Source organism: Bifidobacterium dolichotidis, assembly GCF_003951975.1.
In the GTDB taxonomy this organism is placed as follows: Bacteria; Actinomycetota; Actinomycetes; order Actinomycetales; family Bifidobacteriaceae; genus Bifidobacterium; species Bifidobacterium dolichotidis.
Map to the genome: position 1 here is coordinate 901025 of NZ_QXGM01000001.1, position 21672 is coordinate 922696.

18 protein-coding genes are annotated in these 21672 nt (G+C 51.2%); 3 read left to right on the top strand and 15 right to left on the bottom strand.

Translation table 11 applies throughout. The features are described from left to right. Positions 1 to 83: 83 nt before the first annotated feature. The 3 genes from D2E26_RS03530 to D2E26_RS03540 all read right to left on the bottom strand — a co-directional run bounded on the left by D2E26_RS03530 (position 84) and on the right by D2E26_RS03540 (position 3734). A complete protein-coding gene (locus D2E26_RS03530) occupies positions 84 to 758 on the bottom strand; it encodes an HAD family hydrolase (RefSeq protein WP_125963264.1) in 675 nt (224 codons plus the stop codon). Positions 759 to 841: 83 nt separating this feature from the next. Continuing rightward, on the bottom strand, positions 842 to 2539 hold the full coding sequence (gene recN / locus D2E26_RS03535) for a DNA repair protein RecN (RefSeq protein WP_125963265.1): 1698 nt from the start codon (positions 2537 to 2539) through the stop codon (positions 842 to 844). A gap of 85 nt (positions 2540 to 2624) precedes the next feature. Beyond that, on the bottom strand, positions 2625 to 3734 hold the full coding sequence (locus tag D2E26_RS03540) for an NAD kinase (protein ID WP_241218839.1): 1110 nt from the start codon (positions 3732 to 3734) through the stop codon (positions 2625 to 2627). A gap of 246 nt (positions 3735 to 3980) precedes the next feature. Here D2E26_RS03540 and D2E26_RS03545 point away from each other — a divergent pair, with 246 nt between their 5' ends. Next, positions 3981 to 5438, top strand: a complete 1458-nt coding sequence (locus D2E26_RS03545; RefSeq protein WP_125963266.1) for a TrkH family potassium uptake protein — start codon at positions 3981 to 3983, stop codon at positions 5436 to 5438. A gap of 15 nt (positions 5439 to 5453) precedes the next feature. Further along, positions 5454 to 6104 carry a potassium channel family protein gene (locus tag D2E26_RS03550; RefSeq protein WP_125963267.1) on the top strand — a complete coding sequence of 217 codons (651 nt, stop codon included), beginning with the start codon at positions 5454 to 5456 and terminating at the stop codon, positions 6102 to 6104. A gap of 106 nt (positions 6105 to 6210) precedes the next feature. Here the strand turns inward: D2E26_RS03550 and D2E26_RS03555 are convergent, their stop codons facing one another. Next, complete coding sequence (locus D2E26_RS03555) at positions 6211 to 8328, bottom strand: leucine-rich repeat domain-containing protein (RefSeq protein WP_125963268.1); 2118 nt, start codon at positions 8326 to 8328, stop codon at positions 6211 to 6213. Between the two features lie 341 nt (positions 8329 to 8669). Between D2E26_RS03555 and D2E26_RS03560 the strand changes: the two genes are divergently transcribed. Then, positions 8670 to 8849, top strand: a complete 180-nt coding sequence (locus tag D2E26_RS03560) for a hypothetical protein (RefSeq protein WP_125963269.1) — start codon at positions 8670 to 8672, stop codon at positions 8847 to 8849. A 107-nt stretch (positions 8850 to 8956) separates the two neighbouring features. On the opposite strand, the gene D2E26_RS03565 is transcribed toward D2E26_RS03560, so the two are convergent. From D2E26_RS03565 to argB, 11 genes are all read right to left on the bottom strand, one after another. Beyond that, on the bottom strand, positions 8957 to 9703 hold the full coding sequence (locus D2E26_RS03565) for a TlyA family RNA methyltransferase (protein ID WP_277599555.1): 747 nt from the start codon (positions 9701 to 9703) through the stop codon (positions 8957 to 8959). Next, on the bottom strand, positions 9700 to 10728 hold the full coding sequence (locus tag D2E26_RS03570; RefSeq protein ID WP_125963270.1) for an HAD-IIA family hydrolase: 1029 nt from the start codon (positions 10726 to 10728) through the stop codon (positions 9700 to 9702). Before D2E26_RS03570 ends, D2E26_RS03565 begins: the two co-directional genes overlap by 4 nt. A gap of 8 nt (positions 10729 to 10736) precedes the next feature. Beyond that, positions 10737 to 12287 carry a tetratricopeptide repeat protein gene (locus D2E26_RS03575; RefSeq protein WP_125963271.1) on the bottom strand — a complete coding sequence of 517 codons (1551 nt, stop codon included), beginning with the start codon at positions 12285 to 12287 and terminating at the stop codon, positions 10737 to 10739. A gap of 163 nt (positions 12288 to 12450) precedes the next feature. Next, a complete protein-coding gene (tyrS, locus tag D2E26_RS03580) occupies positions 12451 to 13773 on the bottom strand; it encodes a tyrosine--tRNA ligase (RefSeq protein ID WP_125963272.1) in 1323 nt (440 codons plus the stop codon). Between the two features lie 128 nt (positions 13774 to 13901). Beyond that, on the bottom strand, positions 13902 to 14372 hold the full coding sequence (locus D2E26_RS03585) for an HD domain-containing protein (protein ID WP_241218840.1): 471 nt from the start codon (positions 14370 to 14372) through the stop codon (positions 13902 to 13904). 174 nt (positions 14373 to 14546) lie between these two features. After that, complete coding sequence (argH, locus tag D2E26_RS03590; protein ID WP_125963273.1) at positions 14547 to 16028, bottom strand: argininosuccinate lyase; 1482 nt, start codon at positions 16026 to 16028, stop codon at positions 14547 to 14549. 251 nt (positions 16029 to 16279) lie between these two features. Beyond that, positions 16280 to 17536 (bottom strand): argininosuccinate synthase, encoded by a 1257-nt coding sequence (locus D2E26_RS03595; protein ID WP_125963274.1) that lies wholly within the window; start codon positions 17534 to 17536, stop codon positions 16280 to 16282. Between the two features lie 174 nt (positions 17537 to 17710). Beyond that, positions 17711 to 18232, bottom strand: a complete 522-nt coding sequence (gene argR / locus D2E26_RS03600) for an arginine repressor (protein WP_125963414.1) — start codon at positions 18230 to 18232, stop codon at positions 17711 to 17713. A gap of 86 nt (positions 18233 to 18318) precedes the next feature. Beyond that, a complete protein-coding gene (gene argF / locus D2E26_RS03605; RefSeq protein WP_125963275.1) occupies positions 18319 to 19284 on the bottom strand; it encodes an ornithine carbamoyltransferase in 966 nt (321 codons plus the stop codon). Positions 19285 to 19326: 42 nt separating this feature from the next. Then, positions 19327 to 20592 (bottom strand): acetylornithine transaminase, encoded by a 1266-nt coding sequence (locus tag D2E26_RS03610; protein WP_420897201.1) that lies wholly within the window; start codon positions 20590 to 20592, stop codon positions 19327 to 19329. A gap of 121 nt (positions 20593 to 20713) precedes the next feature. After that, positions 20714 to 21667: an acetylglutamate kinase gene (argB, locus tag D2E26_RS03615; protein ID WP_125963276.1), complete on the bottom strand. Its 954-nt coding sequence runs from the start codon at positions 21665 to 21667 to the stop codon at positions 20714 to 20716. Positions 21668 to 21672 lie beyond the last annotated feature (5 nt).

The following is a 21672-nucleotide window of genomic DNA, read 5'->3' on the forward strand; positions in this document are numbered from 1 at the left end:
AACGTTTAACGTATCTCAGCAACAACTCAAATTGATGAGTGCACAGTTCTCAAGTCAATGAGTGCGTGGCCATCGTGCTGTGCTCAGACGAGTTCACGTGGCGCTTGCGTAAAGTCGAAAATCGTACCGTCGGCTTCTTGCTCAATCTGGTTCCATAACATCTTTGACGACTTGTCGTAGACGCCGTAGGCCTGCATACCAGCACGCTTAGCCGATCGGATTGCTGGCAGCAAGTCCTCGAATACTGTGCAATGTGCGGGTTCAATACCTACGAGTTCGGCTGCACGGAAATAAATATCTGGCTCACCCTTGCCATGCGCAACGGTTTCGACGCCAACGACTTCGTCGAACAAACCCCACAACCCAACATGAACGAGCGCTGGCTTGCGCAGCACAGCGGAAAGCGTCGTCGCCACAGCAAGCTTGGCTCCCGAACGCTTGAGCCACGTTAAATATTCAGCAGCTCCACGTTTCGTTTGCACCTCGTGTGTGTACTGGTAGGCAGCGAGCTCATCCCACTCCTGCATGAGCGCGTCTTCAGTCTCGTCCAAGCCGAAACGCTCAATTGTGTACGCAGCGACCTCGCGGAACTGCAGTGGCGCAATGGCCTGCATGTAATCGTCAGGCACTTCAAAACCACGGCGAGCGAGGAAGATCTCGTCAACCTTTTTCCACACACCCAGAGAGTCCAGTAACGTGCCATCGAGATCGAAAATCGCGGCTTTACCAGCGTTTACCTGTTCAACTCGTGGTTCCATTGCACTCTCCTTCGTTTCGGATGAATCAAAGTATCGGAAAAATCGGGGTACCGAATGAATTGAGCTCTTTTACTCGAGCTGAATTAATCAAGCTGCGAATCTTTGAGCAATTCCTTGGCGTGGGCACGCGATGTTTGCGTACTTGAGCCAGACAGCATACGGGCAATTTCTTCGAGACGCTCCTCACCTTCTACGCGGCGAACCGTCGTCTCAATACCGCCAGGACCATCACCCTTCGTCACAACGAACTGACGACCAGCCCACGACGCTACCTGTGGCAAGTGCGTCACCACAATCACCTGCGCGTTCTGAGCCAGCATGGCCAAGCGGCGGCCGAGCTCCACAGCGGCCTTGCCACCAACGCCAGCGTCAACCTCGTCGAAAATAAACGTCATAGCATCGCTTGCTGCTTCATCATCATGCAGCTTGGCGGAAGCGGCCGTCAGCTCCATAGCGAGCATCAAACGGCTCAACTCACCGCCCGACGCGCTCTTGCCCATTTGCAGTGCTGGCGAATCAGGGAATGGACGGAACAGGAATTCAATATCGTCACCGCCCGTAGCGTCAAGCTCTTCCCTACGGTGCACTTGCACGTCGAGCTGAGCGCCAGCCATGGCTAGCGAACCAAGTTCTTCAGTCACATGAGTGGACAGCTCTTGCGCTGCCTTCACGCGCGATGAATTAAGCGCCTTCGCACACTGCTGTGCTTTCTTGAGCAGCTTGGCCTGCTCAGCCTCCAATGCCTCAAGCTTTTCTGGCGAAGCGTCCAAGTCTTCTACATCTAATCGAGCCTGATCGCGCCAAGCAATAACGTCTTCCAGTGTTGGTCCCCAGCGCTGGACTAATTCGCCAAGCTCATGAATACGAGCATTGAGCTCATCAAGGTTGGCGGTTTCTTCATGGTCGGGCATTTGCTGAGCCAATGTAAAGCGCACATCGTCGAGCTCTGCACCAGCTGATTCCAAACGCGTGGCTAGCTCGTCAAAAACACCGCCCAAATGCATAGAACGCAGTGCGTTTGCTGCATGACCAAGCAGATCTACTGCACCCTGGGCATCGTCTTCAGCACTACCGTCCAGAGCCGCCAAAGCGAGCGAAACGCCCTCCTCGATCTGTGCGGCATTTTCAATACGCGTACGACGCTCTTTCAGCTCGTCGAGCTGACCAGCCTGAGGATCAGCCTGATCAATACGAGCAATGGATTCACGCAAATAATCGGCGCGCTGCACCATATCAGCTTCTTGCGTGCGCAAACGTTCTAAGCGTTCATTCACCGTGCAATAGGCCTGCCATGCATCGCTAAACGCCTTGCGCTGCTTGCTGTTATTAGCAAAACGATCAAGGAATTCACGCTGGCGTGAGGCCGACGCAATACGCAGCTGATCAGCCTGACCGTGAATTGTAATTAAGTGTTCAGAAACCTGTGCGAGCACACTGCGCGGCACTGTGCGACCATTGAGCACAGCACGCGAACGCCCTTGCACTGGAACCGTACGTGACAAATACAGCTCGTCGTCTTCAACTTCAGCGCCAGCATCACGAGCAACAGCCATAGCCTGCGAGGTGTCACTGACGGTAAACACACCTTGTGCCCATGCTCGAATTGATCCTGGATGTACTCGCGTAGCATCGGCTTGACCACCGCCAATAAGTTTCAATGCACTCAGCAGCATTGACTTACCAGCACCCGTTTCGCCCGTAATTGCCGTCATTCCCGGTGACGGCTGAATTGTGGCATGCGGAATTGGTCCTAAATCGGTCAGTTCAAGTTCTTCGAGCATGCAGGTCCTTCTGTGCGTTGCTTCGACTGGTCGGTGTCATATGAGTTACATGCGATTACGTGGCATGCAGGTTAGTCTCAAATAACTAGTCGAGTTGCACATCGTCATAGTCTACCAGTCCACGCAAGGATGCTCCGCGCACGTGTGCTGCATTAATTTCACGGACGCGATGGCCTTGTGATTCACGCGTAATATCTGGCACTGGTTTTTGCTCATGCTGCTGCAGATAGTCAGGATTCAGCTTGGCATGGTTATGCGCAGCAATATTGCACGAGCCTGGGCACTCGCCTGTTGCATCTTGCCTCTTGTGGTCAATATTGGCCTGTTCACGCCAACCAACCACTGGCAAATCAAACTTCGTCACAAGTCGCGTAGTGAATGGTACCTGCGAAAGCGACACAAGCTTCAAGCGTGCTGACGACTGGCGCACATCAATACGCGTACCCTTTGGCAGCTTGCGACCGCGACGACCATCGCAGCAAATCCAACCTTCTGAAGCCGAGTCTTCAGAAATATAGAACGAGAACGTCGAGTCTGAGCCAATAACCACTGGGCGTGCAAATAAGGCATGAGCAGCCAACGGCACCATAAGTAGCGCTTCAACATTTGGCCACATAATTGGACCGCCTGCCGAGAATGCATAGGCCGTTGATCCTGTTGGTGTGGAAACAATAATGCCGTCACAGCCGAACGAGCTCATTTCTACGCCGTCCACGGCAATCGACAGTTCAACCATTTTGCCGCGATCGGCGCGTTCGAGCGTGACATCATTCAGTGCCCAATCCACGAGTGGCTTATCGGCACCTGGTAGCCACACATCAATGTGTGCAACGAGACGTTCTTCCACAGCATAGTCACGCGCACTAATGCGAGCGATTGCATCGTCAAGCTGGAAACTTTCAAACTCAGCCAAGAATCCAACATGGCCCAAATTAATACCAAGAATTGGTGCATCGGTGCAATGTGTGAGCTCCGTGGCGCGCAGAATCGTGCCATCACCGCCCAGCACGACCACGATTTCTGAGCGTGGATCAACTTTGGTTGTTATTCCGCCAAATTCAGGAGCATCGAAGTTATCAATAACCTGAACTTCAAAACCTTGTTCTTCAAGTTTGTGCACTGTTTCGGAAACAATATTGCCATGATGACGTAGCTTTGGATGTGTGACAACGACCGCAAGTCGGGTTCGTTCCATTGCGTCTCCTTTGATTTACTCCATGGCTATCTAGCGAACTCTACCTTACCCCCTCTGGGGTGTTTATGACTGGATGTATCAGCAGATTGGCGTGAGTTCTCCTACAATAGTGTTACGTTAACAGTTTTGTGAAGAATGCTGCAGCTTTTTTGGCAGCCTCTTCAGAATGTGCACTTGCATACAACAGGTAAGAAACAAGCGCCGCTACCCCGCGGCCAGAGAAGATGATTGAAGGAGAGGCTATTCATGGCACGCAATCCCTTCGATCGACCTAGCTCACGCCGTTCTGATGGTTATGCCTGGTGGTTTTCTGGCGATTCGTTTAGCCGCGAAGCTCAAGAAGAACGTATGCCTCGTAAACGTGGCATCGTTTATCGCATTAGCTCGCATCCTGGCCAGTTAACGATTATTTACTTCATGTCGTTAATCTTTATTGCCACCTCATTACTGCTGACACCTGCTGCAAGTAGCAGTGGCAAATCGACACCATTCTCCACGGCATTCTTTACCGCAGTTTCTGCACTTTCTACGTGCGGTATTTCGATTGTGAACACCACACAGCACTGGTCTATTTTCGGCCAGATCGTGCTGATTGTTGCCGTGCAGATGGGCGGCCTTGGTGTGATGACCTTCGCTTCGATGATTGCTCTGGCAGTGAATCACCACTTGAAGGCTACGCAGCGTCTGCTGACTGCAACCGAACTCGGCACCAACAAGCTCAACGAGATCCGCAGCGTTCTCAACGTGGTGCTGACGATTACGTTCTCGATTGAGGCCATTACTTTCGTTTCGTTGTTCCCTGGCCTGCTCAGCGTTAATAAGAGCAACGTGGGCAAGTCACTCTGGGAAGCACTGTTCTTCGCCGTTATGGCATATAACAACGCAGGTTTCACTCCAGATGGCGCTGGCCTGTACGTTGATAAATGGGAAGTCGGCATGCCAATTATGTTGAGCGCATTCTGTGGCACGCTTGGTTTCCCTGTTATTTTGAATCTCGTGCGTACCGCCCGCCAGCACAAGGGCGTTCGTCGTCTGAACCTGCACACGAAGGTTACGCTGCTGACGACGTTTATTATTGTGCTGATTTCGCTGTTCTGGTTCCTTATTGTGGAGTGGAACAATCAGGCACTGTTCCACAACGCTGGTATTGAAGAGCGTATGCGCCGCGGTGTTGTGGCCGCTGTTATGCCGCGTAGTTCGGGCTTTGATCTGTCATGGGTACCAAAGGTGAGTGAGCCAACGAAGGTCTTTATGAGCATGGTTATGTTCATTGGCGGCGGCTCAACCTCGACTGCTGGCGGTATTCGCGTGACGACGCTGGCTGTGATCTTCCTCGTCTGCAAGACGGCTTTCTCGGGTCACGCTGATGTCAACGTGTTCCATCGTCGTATTCATATGCGTGTGGTTATGACCGCTATTTCGATTACAGTCAGCTGCTTAGCACTGGTGTTCGTCGCTTCCGTTTCGTTGATGATGATTGAAGATGTGTCGTTCAGTCACGCTCTGTTCGACGCCTGCTCAGCATTTGGTTTGGGCGGCTACTCGGTTGGCGTCGCCGACGCCGACTATCCGGCCGCTCTCTATGTTCTCGCAGCCACAATGATTATTGGACGACTCGGACCAATGACTATCGCCTACGCTGTAGGCCGTCCACATGTCGTAGACGCTGTGCGTTACCCAACTGATCAGATTGTTGTGGGCTAATTCGAAAGGACAACAATGGCAGATACCAGAAGTGTGTTAGTGGTGGGACTTGGCCGTTTCGGCAGTGCCGTTGCAACGACGCTTGACGCTATGGGTCAAGATGTGCTTGCTGTTGACCGCGATGCAACACTCGTGAATCGTTGGAGCTCGCAGATCCCAACTGTGCAGGCCGATACCACTGATGTGCTCGCTCTTGAGCAGCTCAACGCTTCTGATTTTGATACTGCTGTTGTAGCTATTGGCGACAGTGTTGAGGCTTCGGTTATTACTGCAGGCAACCTGCTCGATGCTGGTATTTCTGATATTTGGGCTAAGAGTGTGTCCAAGGAGCATGCACGTATTCTGCAGCGTATTGGCGCTCGTCACATTATTAACGCAGAAACTGATGCAGGCAAGCGCGTTGGCCATCTGGTGTCTGGCAACTACATGGATTACATCGAGCTCGAAGGTGCCTATAACGTCGTTAAGATCCATACGCCAGGCTGGGCTGTTGGCACCACAATTGCTGATGCTCATGTTAATGAGCGTTATGGCATCACGATTATTGGTGTGAAGGCTCCTGCTCACGAGTTCGCCTACGGTTCGAATGATCTTGAAATGCATCGTAACGACGAGCTCATTATTCTGGGCAAGCAGGATCAAATCGATCACTTTATTCGTGGCTGATCCTTTCAACATCGTTCAGCTCTATTTTGAGCGATAACACAAGAAGCCGTGCATCATAGAGTTCGTATGATGCACGGCTTTTTCGTTACTCCTCTACGTTGAGTAACTATTGGTTAATGTAATCATCGATGCGGTGCAAGAATGCCGACATATCTTGGCGATACGTATGAGTCATTCCTTCAAACCGCCATGTACCATTTTTATTGTCATAACCCGTTGAAATACCAGTACCACCGAGCCATGCAATATCATCGGCATGAGGCGTTTTCACAGTAACATCGCTAAACTGCTTTGGTGTTACTCCACCATCTTTGCCAGCGCACTTGGCCAATCGGTGCAAGAATGCCGCTGCATCTTGACGATAGACAACAGTCATTGGTTCAAAACGAGTGGATCCATGAGCATTCTTATACCCTGTTGAAATACCCGCATGTGCAAGCCACAGAATATCTTCCGCATGAGGTGTTTGCTTGCTCACATCGGTAAAGCGCTTCCAATCAGCCGCAGTAGGCTTCCACGTTGCGGCATCACCGATTTTGTTCTTAACAGCCAGTCGGCGTAGGAATGCAGCCATATCTTGACGATACACATCAGTCATCGGCTCGAAGCGATACCAATCGTCAGTGTTTTTGTATCCCTCAGAAATCTTATGATCTGCTAACCAGTAAATATGTTCTTGATGAGGTGTCGCATCAGTTACATCGGTAAATACAGCATTATATGTTTCCGTAAACTTGACCTTTGCATCCCACTTTTTACCTTGTCCCATATCGTATTGATAGGTCACCGTTCCTGGATACGTTTGAGCAATCAGCACCGAGCCAATGAGTTTGCCACCTTGTACATTGCTAATCTTCGCGGGATCTAATTGAGGTGCGACCTTTACAAGATCCAGTTGTCTTTGTGATGTTTGATATGCGCGAGACTCGTCATTAATTGACCCTGTTTCGAAGTAATACGGTTCATACACATAACTCATGCCTAACAAGGGATTGTTCATTACTATGGCATGTATTAGTCCCATATTCTCTTCGTATACATTATGGGTCTGAGGGAAATCGAGGAACGTGAGATCGTTATTGTAAACGAAAAGATACGATAACGTCTCATTGTGTGACAGATCGAGTGCCGTCAAATGGTTAATCTGAGCAAACAACGCACGGAGTTTGGTATTTGATGTAATGTCCAACGACTTAAGTCCGTTATTCTCAACATCAAGCAGTTGAAGTTCAGGGTTGTGAGATACATCAAGAGAACCTACGCCATTATTTTTAACTCTTAGTTCCTTGAGCTGCGGATTTTTCGAAACATCGAGCGAACCTAAAACGTTATTCGTAACATCTAAGTCTTGTAAGTCAGGAAGACCTGTTACATCAATCGAAGGCAGTTTATTATTCGATATCTGCATATCTTCTAGTGGTGAGTTTTCTGGCAAAGTGAGCGATGTTAAGTTATTGTTCTCAATGTTGATTCCTTCCAAATTAATATTGGCCGAGAGATCAAGCGTACCAAGCTGATTATTTTGTACCGAAAGTTCCTCAAGATCAGGATTCTGCGACACATTCAGTGATGAGAGTATGCCGTTAGACAGATTTAGGTATTTCAGCTTTGGATTAGGTGATGCGTCAAAAGATGTCATTTTGCTCACCGTCGCAGACAGTTCCTCCAGTTCATGATTCTGCGACACATCAATTGTTTCCAACCGATTCGAAGATATTGCTAGATTCGACAGTTTGGCATTATGTGATACATCAAGTTCTGCCAGATCTGTTTTCGTCGCATCAATCCATTCCAAATTAGTAAGATTCGATACATCGAGATGTTGAATCTGCTTGTTTGCTCTTACCAGTAGCGTTCTCAACTTAAGATTCTGCGACACATCTAATGATGCGATCGTATTGTTTGAAACATCGAGATACGTTACATTTGGCGCAAATTCTATGCCTTGTAACGTAGAAATTGTAGATCCATTATTCCGAGATCCATCGAACGAAACTATGGTAACAGCCTCACACTCGGCCTGTGTCAGCATTTCATCGTGATTTGCATCCCATTCATCACGCACGAGTTCGCGAAATACTTCATCAGGAAAATATGTAGCATTAATTGGAATTGAACTTCCATCTTCTGCGATCGCTACTGTTGCACCTATTGTTATTGGTAAGGTAACGGCCAAGCATGCGGCAGAAAATGCAAGCAGCCGTTTGCTCCAATTGCCCTTCATTGGGGTCTCCTTCTCTCAAACACAGATGGAACACCTTTGTTCGATCTGCAGTCCAGCTCCCCAGACTATGGGCCTAACATACCCCCTTCGTTATAGCATCCAAAACTCTTTTCATCTCAAAGTTCATCATGCGGAATAGCGAAAAGAGAAAGCTATTCTTCACACGCACCGTTGCTAACCCCTAGGCCATGCTCAATCCTCTAAGCCATTGTCGATCCCCGTGCAATTGCCAATCCCCTATGGCATTTGAACCTATGCAGAGTTTTGAACGGTACCGCGATTGCTACGATTTTGTTAGTAAGCACTGATTGGTAAGCGCTGATTAGTAGTAGGTAATTTTGATGAGTGGTACTTCAGGAACAACAAGATCTGAGGATCAGTCGGCAGCACCAACCAAACAGTTTATTCAACGTCACAATACCGAGCTCGAAGAAGCATTTCAGGAAGCAGAACGGACTGTAGAGAGCGGAAAGACCCGCTTTGCGAATGCCGAAGAAATGTTGAATAGCTTAGCAATCTAAACTGTTGCAACTTGGTGCTGTAACCTGATTAGGTCAAGTAATTACGCTGCTTAAATCGAGCTATCACGCTGACTAAGCCAAGTAATTACACTGATCAAATCAAGCAATCAGGCACGGGCGTACAACAAGTATTCGCTATTACCGTGTGTGCCTTCAATTGGCGAATCGGCAGTACCAACCACTGTTAAGCCGTTCTGCTGAGCACAGGCCACAATGCTATGTAATGCATCTTGACGAAGAGCATCGTTTTTCACAATGCCGTTATGGTCTAAGCCTGCTCGACCAACTTCGAACTGTGGCTTCACGAGCAGAACAATTGCGGCGCCTGGAGCTGCAATGCGTGCAACCACAGGAATCACATATGTTAAAGAAATAAATGAGACGTCCGAAACAATCATTTGCGGACGGAACGGAAGGTCGCTGGCCTCAACGTCACGAATATTCGTGCCGCTCATCTCAATAACGCGAGGATCTTGAGCGATACGAGACACGAGTTGGCCGTGACCAACATCGAGCGCAATAACGTGAGCTGCTCCCCTACGTAACAGCACTTCCGTAAAACCGCCAGTTGAAGCGCCAATATCAAGACAATTCAGTCCAGTTGGATCAACTAAAGCGGGATCGGCATCACCAAACTCGTCAAATGCACCGACGAGTTTGTATGCGCCACGCGACACATAATCGTCGCCTTTATCAACGCTGACGTGATTCGCTTCGCTGACCTTCGTACTTGCTTTGGTAACGACGTTGCCATCAACAAGTACTTGACCGGCTTCAATAAGTCGCTGCGCACGAGAGCGCGAATTTACAAGTCCGCGCTCTACGAGCATCACGTCAAGACGTTCGCGAATCACTCGGCTGGCTCCATATCTGGCAGCTCAATAGCGCTCATATCAACGCCCTTATCGGCTGCAGTCCAAGCGAGCTGGCAAGCAGCACGCAATGCGTCAACGCTCGTCAGCGACGAAACTTTAAGCGTATTGCCATCGAACCAAGCGCGTTCGTTACGGCAGACGAAAGCGCCGTCGACCTCGGTAACCTCTGGCTGAGCCTCACTCAATCCACGCAGATCAGCTGAAATATAGGTTGGACGCAGATGTGCTGGAGCCGTCAGCAGCTGACGGTGATCAGTAACACCAGTCAGCACGCACAGCGAGTCATAACCGCCGCGGTTACCGGCTTCAATATCGGTGTCAAGACGGTCACCAATTGCCAGTGATGCTGCAACAGAAACCATGTCTTCACCATCACGAGCAGCGAGTTCGCGGGCTTCATCATACATAGCCGACTCAGGCTTGCCAGCAGAAGCAATTGGCTCCACATGTGTGGCGTTAATAACAGCCTGAATCATAGAACCGCAGCCTGGAGCAATGCCAGCCTCGCGAGGAATCGTCAAATCACGATTCGTCACGTAATAGGCGGCGCCATGCTCCACTGCGTACGAAATTTGAGCCATCATTTCCCACGTCATCTGTGGGTACCAGCCTTGAATTGCAGCCGTTGGCTCATCCTGAACTGAATCGACTACAGTCAGGCCAGCACGTTCCACTTCTTGACGTAGATGCTCGGCGCCGAGTACGAGTACTCGAGCGCCAGCAGGCTCATGCTTAGCAACCATACGTGCTGCAACCACCGACGATGTAATAACCTGCCAAGGTTCAACACCAAGGCCAAAGCTTTGCAGCTGCTGTGCAACCGTGGCCTGCATACGCGATGAATTATTCGTTGTATATTCAATCGTCATGCCACGAGACTCAGCGTCTCGAATGCCATCGGCTGCATATTCGATTGGATCAGCGCCGCGATACACGACGCCATCCAGATCGAGCAGAGCAAGTTTGTATTGTTCACAGAGCGGTTGAGTTGTAGATTGCAGCACGCCTAGGGTCACTCCATCTCGCCTTGAATTTCATCTTCGTCGTCACCGAGCTGAGCCTCGTCACGATTCTCATCGTCGAGGTCTGGATCGCCTTCAGTGCCGTTCTCGTAGTCGCGCTCGTTGCGCTCCATGAGCTCAGCTGGCTCCACATCCATTTCGGCGCCAGAAAGTTCTTCTTCCTGGTCGTCCTCAGTCTCGTCATCCTTGTTGACGCCGGCATCATTACCATCGAATGGTGCATACTGAGCGTCATCCTCAGTCACACCAAGCTTTGCTTGCAGATCTTCTGGCAGATCCTCAACGTCATAGTCAACGACGTAATCGTCGTCAGTTTCGTCAGGCTCCATGTCGGCGTACCTTTCCTCGAACTTATCAATGATTTCGTCCAGAGCAACGGCTTCGTCGCTGCGACCGGACTCATCGAGGAAGTACTGCTCAGCCTGCAGAGCACGCATACGGTACTCGCCTGGCAGACCCTTAGCGTGTGCGAGCTTAGCCACTACTTCAATGGCCTGGTTCCACATTTCCAGATCAGCCAATGCGCCTGCATAGACGAGGAACATTTCCGTCTTAGCCTCGCCCTTGAGCTGCTTTGCCTCATCGGACAGAGCAACTTCAATAGCCTTCTTCGGTTCGCCCAGACCGCGTTCGCAGTCTGCAATGAACGGTAGGTAATCAAGATACCCGTTCATCCTCTTAGCAGTCTTAAATTCGCGCAGCGCGAGTTTGTACTGATCCTGACGGTATGCCACGAAAGCAAGCACCTCACGTGCAAAATCAACGCGCGAAGCCTGCTTAGCAACCCACTTTGCGTGTGCCAGAGCAGCTTCTGGATCAGACTCTTCGAGCGAGTAAGCAGCCAGAATGTGCAGACCAATGTTCTCTGCGTGTTCCTTCGACAGGCCGCGCAGACGCTCACGCTCTTCCTTAGACAGCATCGACCATTCGATGCCCTTTGGCATCTTTGGCTCGCCTGGACGACGATCCGTGTATGGGTTCTGCGATGGGAAGCTCACCGTGCCATCGGAGTTACGGTGCGACTTCGACATGTACTCACGGCGCTTCTGCTCGCGGTACTGTGCCTTCTCTTCCTGCGTGAACTCGCGACGATCATTACGGTCTTTACGCTCGTTACGGTTACGACGATCCTGGTAATCGCGGCGGTCAGAACGGTTGAAACGATCGTTACGCTTGGAATCGTAACGCTTGTTGCCCGTCCTTGGCTTGCTGCGGTCGAAGTTACGCTCGCCACTCGAGTGACGCTCGTTATGATCATGCTGATTATTGCGGTTGCGATCGTCGCGGTTGAAACGGCGATCAGAGCCACCGTTCCTATGCTGACCAGCGTGGTCATCACGACGGAACTTGTTATGTGATGGCCTGCCGTGGTTGTTGTTACGACGGTTGTCGTTGTCGCCGCCGTTACCGTGACCCCTGAAGCTACGGTGACCGCCGTTAGGGCGATGCGATCCACCGTGTCCGTTACCACCTGAGCGGTGGTTGTTATTGCCATATGAGCGTCCGTGCTCGTTACCTCGTGAACCGCGTTCCTCTGCCATGGATGCCTCTTGATTCTCTTTTTCCGTCGATGATGACTAACCGATTTTGCAGTCGGTTACAAACAAAATTAGCAAGGCGGCGAACCGTTATACCGCCCTGCACACAGTATGACACCGCAACTCTACAGAAATGGGCAGAGTTGCGGTGTCAGTAACGTCAGTTTTAGTGCAGTTCGACTGCACCAATCGACTTCTTGCCGCGGCGAATCACCGCGAAACGGTTGTGCAAGAAGTCTTCGCCATTGAGTGTCGCTTCTTCGTCCTCAACGCGCACATTGTTCAAATACAGTCCGCCGCTGCGGATCGTCTTGCGTGCTTCGGACATCGACTTGACCAGACCAGCCTTAACAGCTGCCTCAATAATGCGCGTATCTGGTTCAACAGCAGCGAATGCCTTCGTGCCGTCTTCGAGCTCAACCTTCACGCCTTCGAGAGCTGCTTCGAGCGTGTCGGCGTTAATGCCTGCAAGATCGCCACCGCGACCGAACAGAGCCGTAGAAGCTTCGATTGCATGCTTCGTAGCTTCTTCACCGTGCACAAGGCTCGTCACTTCCCAAGCCAGCGTCTTCTGAGCTTCACGAGCACCTGGGTTAATAGCAACCTGCTCCACGAGGCGTTCGATCTCGGCCTTTGGCAGGAACGTGAATGCCTTAAGCAGGCTTTCCATTTCTGCATCAGGACGATTTACCCAGAACTGGTAGAACTTGTAGGTGCTCAGCATGTCTGCATCGAGCCACACAGCGTTGCCTTCGGACTTGCCGAACTTCTTACCCTGAGCATCGGTGATGATTGGCGTCGTCATAACGTTCACGTCAACGCCGCGCACCTTGTGGATCAGGTCAAGACCACTCGTCAGGTTGCCCCACTGATCGGAGCCACCCGTTTCGAGCGTGCAGCCGTATTCGTCGTACAGGTGCAGGAAGTCGTTACCCTGCAGCACCTGGTAGCTGAACTCAGTGAAGCTAATGCCGTCTTCCGAGTTCAAACGACGAGCAACCGTATCCTTCGACAGCATCGTACCCAAGCGGAAGTTCTTACCGACATCACGCAGGAAGTCGATAACGCTCATGTTGGCAGTCCAGTCGTAGTTCGACACGAACTGCACAGCGTTAGGACCGTCGACAACGAGAATGCTGCCGATCTGGCGCTTCAGACGTTCTGCCCACTCAGCCACAATCGACTTGTCGTTGAGCGTGCGCTCACCCGACTGACGTGGATCACCAATAAGACCCGTTGCACCACCCACCAGTGCGATTGCATGATGGCCTGCTTCTTGCAGGTGGCGCATAAGAATAAGCTGTACTAAATTGCCGATGTGCAGAGATGCAGCCGTTGGATCGAAACCGCAATAATAGGTAATGGGGTCTCCGTTCAACGCTGCGGCGAGTCGGTCACGGTCTGTGGACTGATTGACCAACCCTCGCCATTCCAGTTCATCGAGTACCGAATCAAATCCGGCCTGTTTGAAATCAATGACGTGAGCCATGCAGGGCCACCCCTTTTCAGATATTGCATGAAAAACATGTGTTGTAACAGATATGCGCGCATTTAAGCCGCACAACGTCTCATCATCTCAAAGACACTTGACACGATTACCTAGGCGTTTGCGCAATTTCACCTATGGAACAGTGTCTCTACAGTGGCGCTGATTTTATCGGCAAAAGTGACGAGCCAACCTTCTATATGTTTTGGTGGAATTGGCGTTAATGGGAACATGTGGCGATGGATGCTGTTGTGCTCCACATGATTGAGGTTGAAATCCCTATGCGCGTTCGTTGCCGCAGTACGGCCGTGCCTGAAGCCATGCCAGCGGTGCGTACCGCCATCGTGGTGATGCCAGTCATAAAGAAAATAATCATGAAGTAAGGCCGCACGAACGAGAGATTTCAAATCAACTCGCCGCCATAAATGAAGACGGTCGGCGAGTTTAACGGCTAAACAGGCGACGCGTACAGAGTGATCGTACGTACTGATGCGGCCATGCTGGAAAGCGTCCTGCATAACCTGCATGTTGTCGTGATCTAAAATCTCGGCACCATAGTGCTGAACAATTTGCTCAATACGCTCGTCCGATAAATAGGTCAAAACTCACCTTTTCTGTAGTTGCGGCGGCACTGTCAGCTTTGCCAGAACCGTGAAGTACTTGTACCCCGTACAACACAAAGAGTCCCGAAAAACTTCCGGGACTCTTGAAAAACTTGTGCTCAGCTTAAGAAACCTACGAACTGTAGATCTGAGCTGATCAAAACTGGCGTGAACTCAGGCCTTTGGCGTGTGGAAAGCTGGGCCGCTGCACTTAGAGTGCGCAAAACCGCGCAGCTGCTCCACGTCAACATGAGCCTGACCAATCTGCTCGCGCACACGAAGCGGCGATGTACCGCCCTTGCCATTACGAGCGGCAACCGAGCCAGAGGTCGACAGCACATCACGTACCTGAGCCGACGTTTCAGCAGGCAGGAACTCCTCAAATACCTGAGCAAAATCGTCATCACTCAGATCCCAGAGTTCAACGCCGCGACCCTCAGCGATTTTGACGCAAGCGCCCGAAAGCTCGTGAGCATGGCGGAATGGAACGCCGTTGCGCACAAGCCACTCTGCGATATCGGTGGCCAAAGCGAAACCAGTTGGAGCCTCCTGTTCCAAACGCTCCGTATCGAACTGCATGGTGCGCACCATGCCAGCGAAAGCAGGCAGCACAACTTCGAGCGTATCGACCTGATCGAAAACGGCTTCCTTGTCTTCCTGCAGATCGCGAGCATAAGCCGTTGGCAGGCCCTTCAGCGTGGTCATCAAACCAGTCAGATCGCCAATAAGACGGCCAGCCTTACCACGAGCGAGCTCAGCAATATCTGGGTTCTTCTTCTGCGGCATAATCGACGAGCCTGTCGAATAGGAATCGTGCAGCGTGACGAATCCGAACTCCTGCGTGTTCCAAATAATAATTTCTTCGCTAATACGCGAAATATCAACGCCAATCATCGCATTAATGAACGCAAACTCAGCCACGAGATCACGAGCGGCCGTGCCATCAATCGAGTTCGACGTGACCGTCGAGAAGCCCAGCTCACGAGCCACCATCGTTGGATCCAAGCCCAACGTATTACCTGCTAGAGCACCCGAGCCGTATGGGCTGGCATCGCAGCGCTGATCCCAGTCCTGCAGACGCTTGACATCGCGCAGCAGTGGCCACACATGGGCCATGAGCTGGTGCGCGAGCAGCACTGGCTGAGCGTGCTGCATGTGCGTGCGGCCTGGCATAACAGCCTTGCCAGCTGCCTGCGACTGTTCAATGAGCGCATCGCACACGTCGAGCACAAGCGTGGCAATAGAACGAGCCTTGCGGCGCATCCACATGCGGATCAATGTAGCGATCTGATCGTTACGCGAACGGCCAGCACGCAGCTTACTGCCGAGCTCGTCACCTGCGATCATGAGCAGGCCGCGCTCCAGAGCTGTAGCTTCATCTTCATCGTCTTCAATTGGAGCGAACTCGCCCGAATCGACCTGGCGCTGCAGCTCATCAAGCGCAGCTTCCATGCGCGCAAGTTCGTCCTGAGTCAGCAGACCCGCGTGACCCAGTGCACGAGCGTGGGCGCGCGAACCAGCAATATCATCGTCTGCCAAGCGCCAATCAAATTGCGTGGACTTGCTCAGAGCGGCTAGTTCTGGTGATGGGCCCGACGAAAAACGACCTCCCCAAAGAGCCAAATGCTCACCTTGCTGTTCGTTCTGCTCTGCCATCGCGGCAATCCTCCTTGGTTTGCAGACTGGTTAAGTCTTAAGCAGTCTTGCGGTGATTACTCCCGTAAGACTAGCAGCAGTCGTTATGACACAAGCCATAACGACTGCTGCATGAACACAATTCGTGTTATTACGCCGATTTCCTCGAGAATGCTGACGTCTTACGACGTATTTGATTTACTCGAGTTACTCGACAGCGGTTTTGAAAACCCGCGTGTTTGCAACGGTTTGTTTTCCAGTTGTCTCTAGGACTACTCGACCGTATTCGTTGGCACTTCCACGCCATTGCCGAACTTTACGTCGCGAGCTGCAGCCACCTTCGTAGGCAGACCGTAGATCTCGATGAAGCCGTTCGATGCGTTCTGGTCGAAGGAATCACCGGAATCATAGGTTGCGAGGTTGTAGTCATACAGCGACGAATCGGAACGACGACCAACAACCACAGCGCGGCCACCGTGCAGCACCATGCGGATTTCACCCGACACATACTGCTGCGTATCGTTAATGAAGGCATTAAGCGACTTAACGGCTGGGCTGAACCACTGTGCATCGTAAACGAGCTCGCCCCAACGCTTATCAATGTCGCGCTTAATGCGATGCTGTTCGCGCTCGAGACAGCAGTTCTCGAGTTCCTTGTGTGCCGTGATCAGAGCAATAGCGCCTGGTGCTTCGTAGAGCTCGCGTGACTTAATACCGACGAGACGATCCTCAATCAGATCCACGCGGCCAATGCCCTGTGCACCTGCGCGGCGGTTCATTTCTTCAATAGCCTGCAGCGGCGTAACATCGCGGCCGTCAATCTTGACTGGCACACCCTGCTTGAACTCAATAACGACTTCGTCTTCAACAGGTGGGAAATCAGGATCGTCCGTGTACGAGTAGCAATCCTTCGTAGGAGCATTCCATGGATCCTCAAGGAAGCCCGTTTCAATTGCACGACCCCACACGTTCTGGTCAATCGAGAATGGCGACTTCTCGGTCTGCACGATTGGCAGCTTGTGCTCGTTGGCGTAAGCAATTTCAACGTCACGCGTCAGCGACAGATCGCGAATTGGGCTAATTGCCTTCAGCGTTGGATCAATCGACTGAATCGAGACTTCGAAACGTACCTGATCGTTGCCCTTGCCCGTGCAACCGTGTGCAATCGTATCGGCGCCGAACTGGTGTGCAGCGCGCACCAAGTGCTTCGTAATCAGTGGACGGGAAATAGCCGACACGAGTGGATACACATCTTCGTACATAGCATTGGCTTTCAGCGCCATCATGCAGTACTCATTGGCGAACTCGTTACGAGCATCAACCACATATGCCTCAACTGCGCCGCATGCTAATGCGCGTTCCTTAATCGTTTCGAGGCTTTCGCCACCCTGACCGACGTCAAGAGACACAGCGACCACATCTTTACCAGTGCGGTCCTTCAGGTATGGAATAGCAACCGACGTATCGAGGCCACCCGAATAGGCCAAGACAATGCGGTTCTTGTCTTGCGTCGTGTTCGTTTCGCTCATGGAAGCCCTTTCTTCATTGCGAATACTCTTCGAACTTTATTTACATTATATACACTCGACTGCATAACTATTCATTTCAATCGTTGAAATTCTCGGATTTTGGTTGTTGTATAGTTATGCATTTACTGGTTATGCAAGTGCCGGTTACGCCTGTACCAGTTATGTCTTTATTGGTTATGCAAGCGAAAGAAGCCACTCTGCAACAGTTGTTGCTGTTTGCTCATCCTTGCAAATCAACAGCAGCGTGTCATCACCTGCAATAGTGCCGAGCACATTCGTGGATGGGTATCGGTCAATAACGCTACCCACATACTGTGCAGCACCAGGATTGGTGTGCACAATAACTTGATTAAAAGCGTGTGCAACCGACGTTACGAGGCCAGTGAGTACCTTAGCCATTTGCGCTTTTACGCGCGTTGCATTGTATAAACCGTTAACCGATACCTCTTGGTTCTGCTCACTAATGGCATAGGCAGTGGATCCATCAGGACGATGCACCTTGACCGCATTCATCTCATCAAGATCACGGCTCAACGTTGCTTGCGTTACTTCAAAGCCTTGTGCTTGCAGAATCTCAGCAAGCATTGCTTGTGATGTCACTACATGTTGAGTCAGAGCCTCTTCAATAGCACTTAATCGTGCTGCCTTCGTGCCAGGTCGGCCTGACATGCTTGGCTGTGCTCCCTCATCGTGCATGTCGTGCGCATCCTGCGCTGCTCGCATGATTACTCCTTCATCAGTCTGATTTACCGTAAGTTCGCGGCTGTTCCAGTACTTCCGTACTACTCCAGCAGGCTGGCATCACCTCGCTGCTGGCCAATAAGCCAGGTCAGCAATGCCTTCTGTGCATGCAAACGATTCTCGGCTTCATCCCAGACGACTGATTGAGGACCATCAATAACATCCTCGGTCACTTCCTTGCCGCGGTATGCAGGCAGGCAGTGCTGGAACAGTGCGTCTGGCTTGGCTAAACTCATGAGCTCAGCATTGACCTGATATGGCCAGAAAGGCTTTGAACGAATTGCATATTCGCCCTCCTCGCCCATCGACACCCATGTATCAGTGAACACACAATCAGCATCAGCAACTGCTTCACGTGCATCGGTGGTTACGAGAATTGAACCACCGTTGGCTGCGGCGAGTCGCTCGGCCTGTTCAACAATGTCTTGGCGTGGCAGGAATCCGTTTGGACCAGCAACGCGCACATGCATACCAGCAATAGCGCCGGCCAGTAGATACGAGTTCGACATGTTGTTTGCTGCATCGCCAACATAGGCAATTGTCTTTCCTGGCAATGCATCAACACCGCCTTGGAACTGTGCCATTGTTAAGAAATCAGCAAGGACTTGGCATGGGTGGAAGTCATCGGTCAGTGCATTCACGACTGGCACCGTTGCATATTTAGCCATTGTTTCTACACGGTCCTGACCAAAGGTGCGCCACACAATAGCGCTTGTCATACGCGTCAGCACACGAGCCGTATCGGCCACTGGCTCACCACGGCCAAGCTGAGAACCCGACTTATCAATGACGAGCGGGTAACCACCAAGTTCAGCCACACCAACAGAGAAGCTACTACGTGTACGCGTGCTTGGTTTATCAAACAGCACGGCCACGCCCTGTGGTCCTGCAAATGGCATGTGATAATGACGGTCCTGCCTGAACTTCATACCGAGTTCAAGAATCTGCTTCTGCTCGTCATGCGTAATATCGTCGTCGCGCAGCATGTGTCGTAAAGTGCCGGCCATAACTACCCCTTTATCTGTTGTTGTGTGGTCGTGTATTATCTACTAATCATTTGACAGATCAGTTGGAATGTGCTTCAAAATATTGACTGCTTCGTCTACGTCTTGCTCGCTAATAATCAGCGGTGGCGCAAGGCGCAATGCGTTTGGTGCAACGGCATTAATAATCAAGCCATGATCAAGAGCCCACTCCATAGCTGCATGCGCGCATGGATGCTTGAGTGTAATTGCATTGAGCAGACCACGGCCACGAACCGACGTGAACAAACTATTGCCACAGTTCATAACCTGACGACGCAGCTGTTCACCACGCTGTTCAGCATTGCTAATCAGGCCATCGTGTTCAATCGTGTCAATCGTGGCCAACGCGCAAGCAGCACCTAATGGGTTGCCTGCAAACGTGGAACCATGCTTACCTGCTGAGAACAAGGCAGACAGTTCTTCGCCGAATGCAATAATGCCGCCCATTGGGAAGCCACCGGCCACGCCCTTTGCAAACGAAACAATATCTGGGCGAACACCGCCAAGATCCTCGCGCTGGAATGCGAACCACGAGCCAGTACGCCCCATACCCGTTTGCACTTCATCAATAATGAGCAATGCCTTATGGTTATCGCAAAGTTTGCGAACACCGCGCACATAGTCGGCATCCAATGGCATAACGCCAGCCTCACCCTGAATGAGCTCCATAATGACGGCAGCCACAGGCCCCTTGCCATAAATGCCAACACCAGTTTCTGCAAAGGCATCGTGCATGGCTTCGAGATTATTGGCTTCAATAAATTCAATATCTGGCAGCAGCGGTTCAAAAGGCTTACGAATAGCTGGCTTCCAGGTTGCCGAAAGCGCACCCATCGTACGGCCATGGAAACCATGTGTCAGTGCCAAAATACGAGTTGGCTTACCATCCACGGCTGTTTTTGCACCTGGCAATGTATGGCCGTAGAGCTTGGCCAGCTTCAATGCTGCTTCATTGGCTTCGGCACCAGAGTTACCGAAATAGACATGCGAACCTTGTGGCGCATCAGCCAGATCAATGAGTTTTTGGGCCAGTTCAATTTGTGGCTTCGTTGCAAAATAATTGCTGACATGCGCTACTTTCGCTGCCTGCTCGCTACATGCCTTGACCCATGCTGGATGTGCATAGCCGAGTGCGTTGACGGCAATACCAGCCAAAAAGTCGAGATACTCATTGCCATCAATATCCCAGATACGCGCACCCTGACCATGATCCATAACACGCAACGGCTTGCCAAACACATGCATATGTACATCGTCGTAATGGGTAAGCCACTGCTGTGATTCGTTCAGATTCGAATCAGTTATATGACTGTCACTCACTGTTCAATCTCCTATTCCCAAGCATCTCAGTTGTTCTGTTGCAGCACCCGCTCTTGGCTTTTGTTTCGGTGCTGCAACTGTTCTACGTCGTTTAGTCTCGATAATTGCTGCGCATACTCATACCTTCTCCGGCACTGACCATCGTGCCTATACCTGCTGTAGTAAAAATCTCATTAAGAATCGAATGCGGCTTGCGACCATCAATGATGTGCGCCGTTTTCACGCCACCGTCAATTGCTCGCACGCATGCTTCCATCTTTGGACGCATACCCGTTTCCAAATACGGTAGAAGATCACGCAGTGATTCCACACCAATCGCATCAATTAACGAATTACGATCCGGCCAGTCCTCATACAGGCCTGCAACATCGGTGAGAATAACGAGCTTTTCGGCACCAATTGCTGCGGCCAATGCTGCAGCAGCCGAATCTGCATTGACGTTCAGCACCGTTGTTGGATCCTCTTCAACTGGCGCAACCGATGACACCACTGGAATTCGCCCGGCCATAACAAGGTCTTCCACTGCCGACGCATCCACGCCAACAACATCACCAACAAGACCCACATCAATTGGCTGTCCATTCACAATCGGCTCACGCACCGAAGCTGAGAACAGACCACCATCTTCTCCAGAAAGACCAACAGCATACGGACCATGTGCATTAATGAGCCCGACGAGATCGCGTGAAACTTTTCCAGTCAGCACCATGCGCACCACGTCCATTGCTTCTGGCGTGGTAACGCGCAAGCCACCTCGGAATTCTGATTTAATGCCAAGTGACTGCAGCATGCGAGAGATCTGTGGTCCTCCCCCGTGCACAACAATCGGGTGCAGCCCCACTTGACGCAGGAACACCATGTCTTGCGCAAAGCACTGCTGCAGATGTTCGTCAATCATGGCGTTGCCACCGTATTTGACTACGATTCGTTTGCCCGCGAATTGTTGCAGCCACGGCAGCGCTTCAATCAGTACTTCAGCCTTCTGGTCTGGGCGCAAGTCGGTGTGCACGTCCAGATGATATCCAGGTCCTTTAAGTTGGCTCATCTTCC